Raw genomic sequence first — 14,854 nt, 5'->3', positions numbered from 1 at the left:
ACTATTCCCCCATGTTTATAAGCGCATTAAATACATCATTAGATATTTATGAAATTAATGATGTGCTTATTACACAACTTCGACAGATTAAAGGTCGAATACAATTGCAAATAGCCCGCCTTTATCATTCATAAAGGCGGGCTGATTTAATTTTGTGAGCTAAATATGGGTGTCATCGCGCACTAACGTTCTGAATCTAATTGTTCATTATTTTTCAAAACGTCCTGCGCTTTGCTGTAGCTTTCGATCAGCAATTGATAAGCAGGGAAAATTTGTGTGTACGCCATCGCCCATTCCGCCGCGTCTTCACGGTTCCAAGTTCTTTGCAACTCAGATGCAACTGCCGCCGTATCCATCGGTACTACACCTGCTTGAACCACGCGCGCTAACGTAATTTCTTGCGCCATTTTGCTGTAAGTGCCTGATGCATCAATCACAACAAAAACTTGATAGCCATCCATCACTGCACTAATAGCAGGGAAAGCCATACAAACACTGGTGATGGTGCCTGCAATTATCAGCTGTTTTTTGCCTGTCGCTTTCACAGCTGCAACAAATTCAGGGTTGTCCCACGCATTGATTTCACCACGACGCGCAATATATTGGGCATGTGGTGCATTTTGGTGAATTTCAGGGATCAGAGGACCATTTGGGCCTTGTGGTACAGAAGCCGTAGTAATCACTGGAATTTTTGCCAGTGAAGCCATTTTGGCAAGAACCGCGGCGCGAGCACGCAATTCAGTCATCGGCATATCACCGACAGTTTGAAAAAGCCCGCTTTGGTGATCAATTAATAACATCACTGCATCATCTGGGTTAATAACAGGACGCTGACCATTAAAATTCGCTGGAATACTCATAATAAAGCCTCTCAATCGATGAAGTAAGAAATCTATTTAGAATGAAAAATAGAACGATACTCGCTCTTTTTTCGTGTTATTTAGATTAATTCATCGATTTTAGGCTGAGTAGTCCGAGTTTTGATAAACACTATTCTATAAATAGAACAATACCCCTAACCCTAATTGTTCCTTTATTAGAACAATGAAACCTATTTTTGCTACTACTCGACGTTTTACCACTGCTTTATGATTGGCTCATCAAAACAGAATTAGGAGTCTCACCATGAAAAAAATTATTGGCATCTATCAATCTCCACGGAGCCATTGGGTTGGTGATGGTTTCCCTGTTCGCTCAATGTTTAGCTACAGCAACCACGGGAAATACCTAAACCCTTTCTTACTACTCGATAGAGCAGGGCCATTTGCATTCCCAAGCTCAGATGCCGCGAATCGTGGCGTCGGTGAACACCCACACCGTGGGTTTGAAACGGTCACGATTGTCTATGATGGGGAAGTCGCTCACCACGATTCTACGGGGGAAGGTGGCGTCATTGGCCCAGGGGATGTTCAGTGGATGACGGCAGCATCGGGTATTTTGCACCAAGAATACCAGTCTGATGACTTTATGAAAAAAGGCGGTACCCTTGATATGGTGCAATTGTGGGTCAATTTGCCTGCAAAAGACAAATCTGCCGCACCTGGCTACCAGCTACTGGAAAGCCAAACGATGCCGAACGTCACGCTGCCCAATGACGCAGGCACACTGCGCGTTATCGCAGGGGATTACTTAGGTCATAAAGGGGCAGCAAAAACCTTTACCCCATTAGATGTCTGGGATTTACAGCTCAATAAAGGCAAAACAGTTGGTATTCAGACTAAATCTGGTCGTAATGTAGGATTAGTGATGCTACGTGGCTCTATATTTGTTGATGGGCGTTCTGCCTTAAATGAAGGCGAGCTGATGATCCTTGATGATACGCAGAGCAACATTGTGTTAGAAGCAACAGAAGACGCATTGGTGTTGCTATTAAGCGGCGACCCTATTGATGAACCTGTTGTTGGTTATGGCCCATTTGTTATGAATAGCATGGAAGAAATTAATGAAGCGGTAAATGACTTCAACAGTGGTAAATTTGGTCGTATTCCTGAAACGCAATAAATAACGCATTATCCCTCGGTAGCACTAGGCTATCGGGGGATTTTTATTTCACTAACGGTGAAATATTATCTGCTAAATAATTTAATAATAGTTGGATTGATGGCAGTAACCCTTTACGTGACGGATAAACCGCATGAATAATATCTTCAGGGAAACGCCATTCAGGCAACACTTCCACCAGCTCCCCCGACGCAATTTCCTGTTCCACCACCCCATAAGGTAATCTCGCAATACCAACACCTTTCAACGCCGCACGGTACAAGGTCAACACGTCAGTTGTGGCCAATTTAGGGGTGAAATGCTGCGTAAAGCTGAGATCATCGCTATTATTTAAGGTCAGTGTGTAATTCTGTGAATGTTCTGTATTCGCCAAAATAGGGTAATCCACCAGCTTTTCAGGCTCAACGGGTGCACCTTGCTCTGCAAATAATTGTGGGCTAGCCACCAATATTCGCCGTGAATACCCCAATACTTTCATCATTAGTCCTGAATCATCTAACGGTAATGAACGCACGCGAAGGGCTAAATCCAGCCCTTCACTAATGACATCGACGGGGCGGTTAACGGCTAAAATCTGTATATCGATATCAGGGTATTGCACCATAAAATCAATAAGTAATTCGTTGAGATAAACTTGTAATAACGCAACTGGGCACGATAGCTTTATCGTGCCTTTAGGGTGTGACTGAACAGAACAAATCAATTCATGGGCAACTTCCGCTTCATCCACCACATTTTTACACTGTTGATAAAAAACTTGCCCCACTTCCGTGACATGAAACTGGCGAGTAGACCGGTAAATTAATGAAACATTGAGCTTTTGTTCTAAATCGGCAATACGTCGGCTCAGCTTGGATTTTGGGATCCCTAATGCTAAACCTGCTTGGGAAAAGCCGCCATGTTCGACCACTTTGACGTAGTAATAGAGGTCATTTAAATCATATTGCATCTTACTTTCCCCAATCCTCTTGCGATGTCATTTCGTTATCTTACTCAAAACACAGGAAACGTCACTCTTTTCTGCCCTGCAAACAAAACAAATAGTCTGGTCAGCAAAACAACTAAATCCCTTAAATAAAGCTAAATAAATTACAGTGATAGATTCGCTATGGAGGTTTGTATGTACCGCGCACTTTGGACATTGCTTAGTCCCTACCGCTCAATTTTACTGGTTGCTGTGATTTTACAAGCCATCGCAGGTCTTTGCTCTCTCATACCATGGGTAGCCATCAGCCAAATTGCCGTATCACCCGTTCATCAATATATCCACTGGGTCATTATCGCCTGCATTGGGGGAATAAGCTGGTTAATTTGCCAAACGCTCGCCATGTACCTCACTCACCAAACAGATAACCGTTTGTGCCACCAGCTTCAATTACAACTAATTGATAAAATAGGAAAATTACCCTTAAATCACTTCACCCAGCAAGGGAGAGAGGGTATTTCACAGGTGATTGACCGTGATGTGCGCTATCTCCACCAATTAACGGCTCACGCGCCTGCCGATCTCACCAAACTGATGATCGTACCCGTTGTTGCCATACTCATTTTGCTCTGGCAAAACGTATTACTCACACTTTTTTGCCTTACCCCTTTAGTTGCCGCAGTTTTTTTGTTCCGCGCAATGCAAGCACCACGCTACCAACACTTATATACCGCTCGCAATGAAACCATAAGGCACCTCTATAGCCAATATGCTGAATTAGCCGATAACCCTTTACTCGCTAGGCAATACCCAAACCAAGGAATACAAAAACGAGCATCACTCGCACTGAAAGATTTTGAAACCGCTTTTATGCGTTGGATTGGTAAAATTGGTGCATTAAGTTCACTCACCCAAATCGGTATCAGTGCCACCTTACTGTCTTTCTGGGTTGTTTTGGGGGCGATATTGCTTCCCAGCCTCATTTCACTCGCGCAAGTTATTCTATTTATTTTATTAATACAAAGCATAGCTACACCCGTTGCAGCTATGGGGCACGGTGCTGATGCATTAAACCTTGCGGTCAGTGCCTCACAACGTATTGAAAAATTATTGAATGAGCCTGAAATGCACTACGGCAAAAAAACGCTCGATACTATAGCTTGCCACCTCCAACTGACTCAAGTTAGCGTTGTACTTAGTGACAAAACCCTTTTATCTCAAGTTGATATCGATATTGCTAATGGTGAACTCATCATAATAGTCGGGCCTTCGGGTGCAGGAAAAAGTACATTATTACAGCTCATGGCTCGTTTTTTAGACCCTTCACAAGGTACTGTTTTATTTAACCAAATACCGTTACCTGAACTCTCGTTAACCGCGTTAAATCAACAAGTTGCCATTGTAATGCAAAACCCGCAGCCAATGCCCTGCTCACTAAGGGAAAACTTACAGCTTTTCGCCCCTCACGCCACAGAAAGTGACATGAACCACTACCTTGAAGCCCTCAATTTATTGCCGCTGGTGCAACAATCCCCTAAAGGCCTCGATAGTGTGATTGGAAAAGAGATGCTGTTATCGGGAGGAGAATCTCAGCGGCTCGCCATTGCCCGAGCTTTATTATCTCCTGCACCATTATTGCTGTTCGATGAACCCACCTCTGCATTAGACCCACAAAATGCTCAACGAGTATTGTCACTACTGCAATCTGACGCGAGAACTTGCGTATTAGTGACTCATCATCTAGGCAGCTTAAACCTCGCTAATCGAGTCTTGCTACTGAAAGAAGGCCAGCTAATTGCCCAAGGTACCCACGAAGACTTAGCAAATACATCAATGGATTATCAGCAATTACTGCGTGCTTTGGAGGAAAACCATGCTTAAATCCTTATTGTATACGGTGCGCAGCGCCATTTTTTGGATGGTATTTGCGGCTATTTTAGATGGGATCTGCGGGTTATTACTGGTATATGTTATTTTCAGTTGGTCATCAGACATCATAGTACCGACGACTTTACTGACGGTATGCAGTCTGATGTCCGTCATGATCACCTTTATTGCCATCCAAAAAGGCTATTTAGCGGGGGGATTAGTGATGCGCTACCTTGCTAACGCGTTAATTCGCCACTTACCCTTGTCATTACAGCCAATAAAAAATGTCAATCACCTAGTGGCTGGGCCTGTTTCACACATTATGTCAGTTCCCGCTCATTTATTGCACCCCATAATTAGCGGACTAATCACGCCATTTACTGTCGTATTAGGCGTATTTCTCTACCAACCTATTTTTGGATGCATACTTTTATTTGTTGGGTTGGTTTTATTATTTACCTTACGCCTTTGCGGACAAAAAATGGCTTTTTTTGAGCAACAAACCCATGCATCTGAACAAGATGTTATTCGCCAACTCGACCAATTTGCGCTCCACCAGCCGCTAATCCGGCGAGCTGGGGTAAGCCAGATACAGCACCAACAACTCACCTGTGCATTAACGTCACAGTACCAAACACAAAAACAATTACAGCGCCAAAGTTTGCCATTCCATTTACTCTTTTCAGGCACTATACAAATCATTTTTATCGCTTTATTTTATTTAGGTATTCAAAAAATGAACCAGGGTGACATGCCATTGAGCTTATGGTTAGCTGGGATGGTGTTATTAGCACGGTTTATTGAACCTCTTTGGCTTCTTTCGCATTTAAATCAATCAGTAAGACAAGCAAAACAATCGATTAAACAGGTCGAATCCGCATTGATTACCCCTGAATTAACGTTCCCCTATCGAGCCCCTGCACCTGAAAGTAACGATATCCGTTGCCAACAATTATCTTTCTATAATGATGAAAAGAAACGAATTTTAAATAATCTTACTGTCAATTTTACTCATAATACTTTCACAGCCATCGTTGGCCCATCTGGCGCAGGGAAAAGCACACTCTTAAGCTTACTCGCTCGTCTGCAAGATCCGACTCAGGGTGCTGTCAGTTACGGTAATAAAAACCTGATGGAGTTATCCCAAGAAGCATTATGTTCAAAGCGGGGGGTTTTATTGCAAAACAGCGCGCTATTTCGCGGTAATGTACGCCAAAACCTAACATTAGAAGAGCCTAATATTGATGACCGAGAGGTTAACACTCTGCTTTCACTGTTAAATTTTGAGGATATTCCTGATTTTTTAAACCGAGACGTCGGCGCGAGTGGTATGGCACTTTCAGGTGGGCAAAAACAGCGCCTATGTATTGCACGGCTACTTCTTCGCCATCCAGACATCATTTTAATGGATGAACCAACAGCAAGCCTTGATAACATCAATACTGCGTCAGTGATTGAACTCATTACTCAGGCCACACAACAAACACGTATTGTCGTCACCCATCACCCTCACCTTGCGTGTTTAGCAGATAACATCGTGTATATGGAAGATGGAGAGATTATTGCTCAAGGCAGCCATACGGAACTTATGACTGGTACGCCTTGGTACCAGCAATTTATCGGTCACTCCTAACTCCGTTTACCAAATAAACGGTGGCTAAATTCTTCAATACGATGATTATCGAGGCGGTTTTGCATCGTTAGGCTCCAACTGGCAGATAACCCCGCTGCACTGAGGAGTCTATGATATAGCTGTTCATCATAAGGGGCGTGAAATGCAATCATTATCGCCTCTTGTACTGAAACCTCACTGTTGCGGCTCAATAGGGTTATTGGTGAATTAGCACTGACATTCCCCGTTTTAATTACGCGATATAACCACCCACAACGGCCGTTGTCTTGCATGATTTGAGCGAAGTTTTCCACACCAGTTAGGCCGTTGAGCTTATAGCAAGGAGAGCGGGGTTGAGTAACCTGAATTCGCGCATCTCCCCATGCATAGATATCGCCAATAAATACATTCTCTTCGGTCATTCCCATCGTGGATATATTTTCACCAAATGTTGATGCCATAAACAAATCGTCTTGTTCAGGATACGCATTTAGCCAAAATTCATAATGGTCACGAGGATAGTGGCAAAGCGCTCTATCAGGCCCGCCATGAAAACGTGTTTCTGCTTGCTCATCGCCCTCTAACCCAAGCTGTCCCAACGCCAATAACCCATCTACCGCATGTTTATGAATCGCACTTCGACCGCAAGATTGCGTTGCTTGGACTTTACCGATAAAGACTTGGGGTAAGAATGACATGGGCGGCGCTCTCCACATAAATGGTGACGAAGCCCTTATCATAAAGAATGCCAATCGAGATAACAATCAAATGGACAGGAAATAAAAAAGGCGCAGCACCATCGATGCTACGCCCACTTGTGACTTAATTAAAAAGTCTAATTATTTAGCTTTTGCTGCAAAACGTGCCGCTGCTTCGTCCCAGTTAACCACTGACCAGAACGCTTTGATGTAATCAGGACGACGGTTTTGGAATTTCAGGTAATATGCATGTTCCCACACATCTAAACCAATGATTGGGTAGCCTGAAGCGCCAGAAATCGCTTCACCCATTAATGGGCTGTCTTGGTTAGCAGTTGATACAACGGCTAATTTACCATCATCTTTCAGAACCAGCCACGCCCAACCAGAACCAAAGCGAGTTGCTGCGGCTTTCTCAAATAGCTCTTTGAATGCATCAACGCTACCAAAATCACGCTCGATAGCCGCTTTCAGGTCGCCTTTTAATTCAGTGTTTAATTTCAAACCTTTCCAGAACATGCTGTGGTTTGAGTGGCCACCCGCATTGTTACGCACAAAAGTACGTTGATCAGCTGGAATTTGGTCTAATTTTTGAATGAGAACGTCAATATCAAGACCTGCTAATTCAGGTAATTTTTCTAACGCCGTGTTGGTGTTAGTCACATAGGTTTGATGGTGCTTAGTGTGGTGGATTTCCATGGTTTGCTTGTCAAAATGTGGTTCCAACGCATCATAAGCATAAGGTAAAGCTGGTAATGTATAACTCATTTTATTGTCTCCAGTGACGTAAATACCACTATGTTTCTCATTTTCACCACAAGGTTCATAGGGTATGGCACTTGCGTAGTTTCGCACCTTGTGAATTTCTTTCTATTATAGTTATTTTACTGTTAATGAAAATCATTATCAAACCCATGTTAAAATTGTGGTCTTTTGCATTCCCTATGAGAATTAGTTTATACAGTAACTAATACCAATATCTGCACGATTTATTTTTCTTTACATCCAACAATTTCAATATTTTTAGGTTAATATTTCAATATGGGATTTAGCATCAAATGATAATCCTGCAAATCTCATTACAATTAATACGTGATCTTCCGCGCAAAAGAAAAACAAATTTATATTTCGTGCTTTAGTTAACTATTTTTTGACATAGTATTAACATCTGCAAGGAGATAATAATATGACTCAAATAACTAAACATCCCGTTCCTGCTGAAATTGCAAAAAATGCCCTGATTACAGAACAACAGTATAACGATGAGTACCGACGTTCGATTCAAGACCCTGAAGGATTTTGGGGCGAAAAAGGAAAAATCGTTGATTGGATTAAACCATATACCCGTGTCAAAAATACCTCTTTTGACCCTGGTCATATTGATATCCGCTGGTTTGAAGATGGCACTTTAAATTTAAGTGCAAACTGCTTGGATCGCCACCTGGCTGAAAAAGGCGATCAAGTAGCGATTATTTGGGAAGGCGATGATCCTTCATCGTCAAAAAATGTCACTTACCGCGAACTGCATCATGATGTGAGCCAGTTTGCGAACGTTTTAAAGAAACAAGGCATCCGCAAAGGGGATGTCGTGGCGATTTACATGCCAATGGTCGTCGAAGCGGCGGTCGCCATGCTAGCGTGTGCACGTATTGGTGCTATCCATACAGTCATTTTTGCGGGCTTCTCTCCTGAGGCGGTCTCTGGTCGCGTTATTGACTGTAAAGCGAAGCTGATTATCACCGCAGATGAAGGCTTACGCGCAGGGCGTGCGATTCCATTGAAGAAAAATGTGGATGACGCACTAGCCAACCCGCAAGTCACTACTGTTGCGAATGTCATTGTCTACCAACGTACAGGCAATGTTCCAAGCTGGGTAGAAGGACGCGACTTATGGTGGCATGATGTCATTCAAGGCGTTAGCGCTGATTGCCCACCAGAGGAAATGAGCGCGGAAGATCCGTTGTTCATTCTGTATACCTCTGGCTCAACAGGCAAACCCAAAGGGGTTCTTCACACCACTGGCGGTTATCTGGTTTATGCCACACTCACATTTAAATATACCTTTGACTACCATCCAGGTGAAGTCTACTGGTGTACTGCGGATGTAGGCTGGGTAACGGGTCATAGCTACTTACTCTATGGGCCATTATCCAATGGCGCAAAAACCGTGATGTTTGAGGGTGTGCCAAATTACCCATCCGTTAATCGAATGAGTCAGGTCGTTGATAAGCACCAAGTCAATATTCTTTATACCGCACCAACCGCTATCCGTGCATTAATGGCGGAAGGCGACAAAGCGATTGAAGGTACCGACCGTAGTTCATTACGTATTCTTGGTTCTGTTGGCGAGCCAATTAACCCTGAAGCATGGGAATGGTTCTACAAGAAAATTGGTAACAGCCGTTGCCCTGTGGTCGATACATGGTGGCAAACCGAAACGGGTGGTTTTATGATCACGCCGCTGCCAGGCGCAACGATGTTAAAACCAGGTTCCGCTACATTACCTTTCTTTGGTGTCCGTCCTGCACTCGTGGATAACCTCGGTGAACCTATCGACGGGGCAACCGAAGGTAACTTAGTCATTGTCGATTCATGGCCAGGTCAAGCCCGTACTTTATTTGGCGATCACGAACGCTTCGAGCAAACCTATTTCTCTACCTTTAAAGGCATGTACTTTAGTGGGGATGGTGCTCGTCGTGATGAAGATGGTTATTACTGGATCACAGGCCGCGTTGACGATGTATTGAATATCTCAGGTCACCGTTTAGGAACCGCAGAGATTGAATCCGCCCTCGTCTCACATCCAAAAGTAGCAGAGGCCGCTGTGGTTGGTATCCCTCATAATATTAAAGGGCAGGCAATCTATGCCTATGTCACATTAATATCGGGAGTTGAACCCTCTCCTGAGCTGTACACCGAAGTTCGTAATTGGGTACGTAAAGAAATAGGCCCAATCGCAACGCCAGATGTTCTTCACTGGACGGATTCTTTGCCGAAAACCCGTTCTGGTAAAATCATGCGCCGTATCCTACGAAAAATTGCATCAGGCGACACCAGCAACTTTGGAGACACCTCCACGCTGGCAGATCCAGGTGTTGTCGAAAAACTACTCGAAGAAAAACAGTCTATGAGTATGTCATAACGCCAAAAGGCCAACTCATAGAGGCGGCCTTACATACATCCCAACAAGATGGTTTACTCTAAATAATTCGAGGTGCAGCTAGGCGACAAGCGAACAAATCACGAGGAGCATACATAAGTATGTGACTCGTGTGAGTGAGTGAAGTCAACAAAGCTGCAACTTGAAGTATGACGAGTATAACAGAGGAGAACTCTGATGAATGCTACTGCTTACGAAAAGGTAGAGGATAACCCTCGCTTCAAAGAACTGGTTAGAAAACGTAGTCGCTTTTCATGGTTGTTATCAGTAATAACGCTTGTCCTGTATGTTGGTTTTATTTTTCTTATCGCTTTTGACCCTAGCTGGTTAGGTACACCAATTGCGGAAGGTTCATATATCACTAGGGGGATCCCTGTGGGTGTTGGACTGATCGTCATTTCGTTTGTGTTAACTGGGCTATACGTTATCCGTGCTAATGGTGAATACGACCGTTTAACGACCGAAATTTTAAAAGAGGTAGAAAAATGAAATCTTTGCTCTCACTCATTCTCTTTTTTACCTCATCAATGGCATTTTCCGATGCATTGACAGGGGATGTTGAACGTCAGCCTGTCAATATTCAAGCTATTGTGATGTTCTTGTTGTTCGTCGGATTTACGTTATATATCACTTATTGGGCGTCGAAAAGAACGCGTTCTCGCTCTGATTACTATACAGCAGGTGGGAAAATTACAGGCTTCCAAAATGGGATGGCAATTGCTGGGGACTTTATGTCCGCCGCCTCCTTCTTAGGGATCTCTGCGCTGGTTTATACTTCTGGTTATGATGGGCTGATCTACTCAATTGGTTTCTTAATTGGCTGGCCGATCATTCTATTCTTAATTGCTGAGCGCTTACGTAATTTAGGTCGATACACTTTCGCAGACGTTGCATCCTATCGACTAAAACAAAGACCGATTCGAATTTTATCTGCAGTAGGCTCACTGGTCGTCGTCGCACTCTATCTTATTGCCCAAATGGTAGGTGCAGGTAAATTAATCGAATTATTATTCGGTCTAAATTACCATGTGGCTGTTGTGATTGTCGGTATCTTGATGGTGCTATATGTTCTGTTTGGTGGAATGTTAGCGACCACATGGGTGCAAATCATCAAAGCAATTTTATTATTAGCGGGTGCCACATTCATGGCAGTAATGGTCATGAAGCACGTCGGCTTTAACTTTAATACCTTATTTAAAGAAGCCGTTGCCGTTCATAAAAATGGCATTGCTATTATGAGCCCAGGAGGACTCGTTTCCGACCCAATATCTGCTTTATCACTCGGCTTAGCCTTGATGTTCGGTACGGCAGGTCTTCCTCATATTATTATGCGCTTCTTCACAGTTAGTGATGCAAAAGAAGCCCGTAAGAGCGTGTTCTATGCAACAGGATTTATCGGTTACTTCTACATATTAACCTTCATTATTGGTTTCGGTGCGATTGTCCTTGTCAGCTCAAACCCTGCATTTAAAGATGCAGCAGGCGCGCTGATTGGCGGTACCAATATGGCAGCAGTTCACCTTGCTGATGCCGTTGGTGGTAACTTCTTCCTTGGCTTTATTTCTGCAGTTGCTTTCGCCACTATCCTTGCGGTTGTTGCAGGTTTAACGCTTGCTGGTGCTTCAGCGGTATCTCATGACCTTTATGCGATGGCAATGAAGAATGGTAAAGCAGACGAAAAAGACGAATTACGCGTCTCAAAAATTACAGTCGTGATCTTAGGTTTTGTTGCAATTGGCCTAGGTATTTTGTTTGAAAAACAAAACATTGCCTTCATGGTTGGTTTGGCATTTTCCATTGCAGCCAGTTGTAACTTTCCGATTATTTTACTGTCCATGTACTGGCGCAAACTCACCACTCGCGGTGCATTAGCAGGCGGTTGGTTCGGGTTAATTACCGCGGTTGTCTTGATGATTTTAGGACCAACCATCTGGGTCAGTATCCTTCATCATGAAAAACCAATCTATCCTTATGAATACCCTGCTATTTTCTCCATGGCTGTTGCTTTCATTGCTTCATGGTTATTCTCTGTGACTGATAATTCAGAACAAGGAAAAATGGAAAGAGAACGCTTTAAAGAGCAGTTTATTCGCTCACAAATTGGTTTGGGTATCGAACAAGGTAAATCACACTAGCATCACCTAATTGCCACCCAAAACGGCTCAGAATATCGAGCCGTTTTTTTATTTAAGGCTTTAACCAGTTTAGTGGCTGTGTAAATACCATATCGTCTTTTCGCCGAAATTCAGACGGAAAGTGATTTTTAATAATATTCGCTCAAGAGCAGGTGAGATTTTACGAGACCTTTGTAAGTATAAAGGCGTTGAAATAATCGAAGGCCATCTGATGCCAGATCATGTTCATATGCTAGTCAGTATCCCCCTAAGCTAAGTGTTTCAAGCTTTATGGGGTATTTGAAGGGTAAAAGTTCATTGATGATCTTTGATAGACATGCGAATTTAAAATATCAATTTGGCAATAGGAAGTTTTGGTCAGAAGGCTACTATGTAAGTACGGTAGGGCTAAATGAAGCAACAATTCAGAAGTATATCAAAGAGCAAGAAAAGCCAGATTTAATCTCAGATAAACTGAGTACGAAAGAGCATATAGACCCCTCAAGGGTAAAAGACAAAGTAACAAGGACACACAACTAGAAGCGTCATTTAGACGCTGTCGGTAACAAGCCTTTATAGGCCTAGAGCAAACTACTCTCTATGTAGGTGGTTATAATTTTGTCCTTACCTCTTTAAGTTTATAGCCTGAATAAAATCCATAGTAAGTTCACCAAAGCAAAAAAAATCCTTCTTTCTACATAGAGAAGAGAAGGATATTGATAATATTTAAGGACTTATTTTTGTTTTCGTTATTCGTTGTTATCTTGCGTAGTGTTGTCTTTCTACATCAGCCCAATTTTCTACAAGTGAATAAAACTCAACCGAATTTGTTTTTCTCTCTTCTTGTAATTTTTTGAATTCTTGTTTATTTTTCGGCGTATAACGAGAAAGTAATTGGTCTAATACAACATGTTTATCTGCAAATAGGGAACCTAATTTTAGCATTTTAAACAATGCTACTGTGATAATCCCACTGATTGCTAACATACCCACAACGGACGCAAAACTATACTCAATTCCAAGGAAGCCTCTCGCAGCATTTAGCAGTAAAAAGGGTACAAAAAACATCACTAATAAAGAAAGAATCGTTGCACCATCTTGGCCATTGTTAAATTCTTTCTCTTTCTGATTATTCACAGAAAGGATTTGATCAAAAATTTTATGGTTAGCGCTTTTTGTTTTATTCATGTGATCCACCTTTGGTACAGAGGTTTTGTTTACAAGAAATACAACGCATAAGAAGGTATAACTTGCTTAGTCGGTCTATCTTTCGTATCAGAACGCGAGTTTCTTTCCTTTGAGAATTTCATTTATAAGCAAACTTCATCGATAACATGATAACTAGATACACCATTAACGACTTTGAATCAGTATAAATGCAAGTAAATGAAACATCAATTTAACAATTTTTATATAAAAAAATAAACAATTGCCTGTTTTTTTACTCAATATTCGCTCACAGAATAAGGTTTTATCATATGAGTAAAATTAATTAATATTCTTTTATTTATTGATTTTTATAGCTTTACCGTTTAAAAAATGGACATTTCTGCCCCATTAATTAAAACCATAAAAACCATAAAATTGATAAATATTATATAACGGGATCAGAACAAACAAGCCAGATAATTACGTTAAGTCATTATTATTTTTAATAGATCATAATTTATCTATTACTAATGAGATAAAAAGTAGCCGTAAATGAAAGCCACCTATCTTTTAACCTACCTACTCCATAAATAGATTTATCGCTATAGCGACTATCTATGCATAGACGCAATCAATTGAATGGTAAAAAGCAGAATAAAAGCGTGGGAACAATAAGCAATGTGATAACCCCTGTTAATTGCTAAGCCGATTATTGATTAACGATGATAAAAAGAGTTATAGATAACAAATTAATTGCTAAGTGAACTACTGATTGGCTTATAACTAGCTGACGAGGGGCTTTGTCGCTTCATCTCCATACTTTACCAGCGTTGAAAAAGACAGAGCCAACAATAGGAATCCCCGCTAATCTTTATCAAATCCACTTACGCAGCACAGTATCATCAAAAACACGTTAATTGCTGAGTGGATTATTGATTAACTTATGGCTTTTGAGTCTCTTCCTCTTTCAACCATAAAAATAGCGGGCAGAGTGTAAACAAAGCGAAGCATACCGAACGGCTCAACCACCGTAAACAGCATCATTTTTATTTCCCCAAACGCAAAAAAGCCACCCAATGGGTGGCTTTCTCACTAATTTAATGTCTGGCAGTTCCCTACTCTCACATGGGGAGACCCCACACTACCATCGGCGCTACGGCGTTTCACTGCTGAGTTCGGCATGGGGTCAGGTGGGACCACCGCGCTATTGCCGCCAGACAAATTCGGTTTCGTTCACGTTTAGCTCAATACACTTTCGGTATCTTGCTAAACCCAAACTTCAATCTTGAACAAGCTGCTGTGTCCGTCACCTTTCGGCTTCTCACC

General features: G+C 42.2%; 11 protein-coding genes, 1 rRNA gene and 1 pseudogene. 7 read left to right on the top strand and 6 right to left on the bottom strand.

All coding sequences use genetic code 11. The features are described 5' to 3' along the window. Positions 1 to 182: 182 nt before the first annotated feature. Entirely contained in the window at positions 183 to 860 is a 678-nt protein-coding gene (locus AABS66_RS13020; protein ID WP_272574370.1) for a hydrolase, read from the bottom strand. Positions 861 to 1,125: 265 nt separating this feature from the next. On the opposite strand from AABS66_RS13020, the gene AABS66_RS13015 reads away from it, so the two are divergent. Further along, a complete protein-coding gene (locus AABS66_RS13015; protein WP_206085212.1) occupies positions 1,126 to 2,001 on the top strand; it encodes a pirin family protein in 876 nt (291 codons plus the stop codon). A 43-nt stretch (positions 2,002 to 2,044) separates the two neighbouring features. Here AABS66_RS13015 and AABS66_RS13010 read toward each other — a convergent pair whose 3' ends face one another. Then, positions 2,045 to 2,950 (bottom strand): LysR substrate-binding domain-containing protein, encoded by a 906-nt coding sequence (locus tag AABS66_RS13010; RefSeq protein WP_430225007.1) that lies wholly within the window; start codon positions 2,948 to 2,950, stop codon positions 2,045 to 2,047. A gap of 171 nt (positions 2,951 to 3,121) precedes the next feature. On the opposite strand from AABS66_RS13010, the gene AABS66_RS13005 reads away from it, so the two are divergent. Continuing rightward, a complete protein-coding gene (locus AABS66_RS13005) occupies positions 3,122 to 4,807 on the top strand; it encodes an ABC transporter ATP-binding protein (RefSeq protein WP_430225006.1) in 1,686 nt (561 codons plus the stop codon). Then, positions 4,800 to 6,428, top strand: coding sequence for an ATP-binding cassette domain-containing protein (locus tag AABS66_RS13000; protein ID WP_430225005.1), 1,629 nt, complete (start codon positions 4,800 to 4,802; stop codon positions 6,426 to 6,428). Before AABS66_RS13005 ends, AABS66_RS13000 begins: the two co-directional genes overlap by 8 nt. Here the strand turns inward: AABS66_RS13000 and yiiM are convergent. Next, positions 6,425 to 7,105: a 6-hydroxyaminopurine reductase gene (yiiM, locus tag AABS66_RS12995; protein ID WP_272538844.1), complete on the bottom strand. Its 681-nt coding sequence runs from the start codon at positions 7,103 to 7,105 to the stop codon at positions 6,425 to 6,427. The genes AABS66_RS13000 and yiiM overlap by 4 nt on opposite strands. Before the next feature lie 141 nt (positions 7,106 to 7,246). After that, positions 7,247 to 7,873, bottom strand: coding sequence for a superoxide dismutase [Mn] (gene sodA / locus AABS66_RS12990; RefSeq protein WP_206085217.1), 627 nt, complete (start codon positions 7,871 to 7,873; stop codon positions 7,247 to 7,249). A gap of 418 nt (positions 7,874 to 8,291) precedes the next feature. Between sodA and acs the strand changes: the two genes are divergently transcribed. From acs to tnpA, 4 genes and pseudogenes are all read left to right on the top strand, one after another. Next, positions 8,292 to 10,247 (top strand): acetate--CoA ligase, encoded by a 1,956-nt coding sequence (gene acs / locus AABS66_RS12985; RefSeq protein ID WP_430225004.1) that lies wholly within the window; start codon positions 8,292 to 8,294, stop codon positions 10,245 to 10,247. A gap of 195 nt (positions 10,248 to 10,442) precedes the next feature. Further along, the gene (locus AABS66_RS12980) at positions 10,443 to 10,754 is read left to right on the top strand and encodes a DUF485 domain-containing protein (RefSeq protein WP_206085219.1); all 312 of its coding nucleotides are present in this window, start codon (positions 10,443 to 10,445) and stop codon (positions 10,752 to 10,754) included. Continuing rightward, the gene (gene actP, locus AABS66_RS12975) at positions 10,751 to 12,400 is read left to right on the top strand and encodes a cation/acetate symporter ActP (RefSeq protein WP_206085220.1); all 1,650 of its coding nucleotides are present in this window, start codon (positions 10,751 to 10,753) and stop codon (positions 12,398 to 12,400) included. Before AABS66_RS12980 ends, actP begins: the two co-directional genes overlap by 4 nt. 76 nt (positions 12,401 to 12,476) lie before the next feature. Continuing rightward, a pseudogene (tnpA, locus tag AABS66_RS12970) lies at positions 12,477 to 12,919 on the top strand (IS200/IS605 family transposase). Between the two features lie 219 nt (positions 12,920 to 13,138). On the opposite strand, the gene AABS66_RS12965 reads toward tnpA, so the two are convergent. Both AABS66_RS12965 and rrf read right to left on the bottom strand, forming a co-directional pair. Further along, positions 13,139 to 13,567, bottom strand: a complete 429-nt coding sequence (locus AABS66_RS12965) for a hypothetical protein (protein ID WP_206085221.1) — start codon at positions 13,565 to 13,567, stop codon at positions 13,139 to 13,141. Positions 13,568 to 14,630: 1,063 nt separating this feature from the next. Continuing rightward, positions 14,631 to 14,746 (bottom strand): 5S ribosomal RNA (gene rrf, locus AABS66_RS12960). Positions 14,747 to 14,854 lie beyond the last annotated feature (108 nt).

Source organism: Providencia sp. SP181 (assembly GCF_050446505.1).
GTDB lineage: Bacteria > Pseudomonadota > Gammaproteobacteria > Enterobacterales > Enterobacteriaceae > Providencia > Providencia vermicola.
This window is presented reverse-complemented; position numbering and strand designations above follow the sequence as displayed.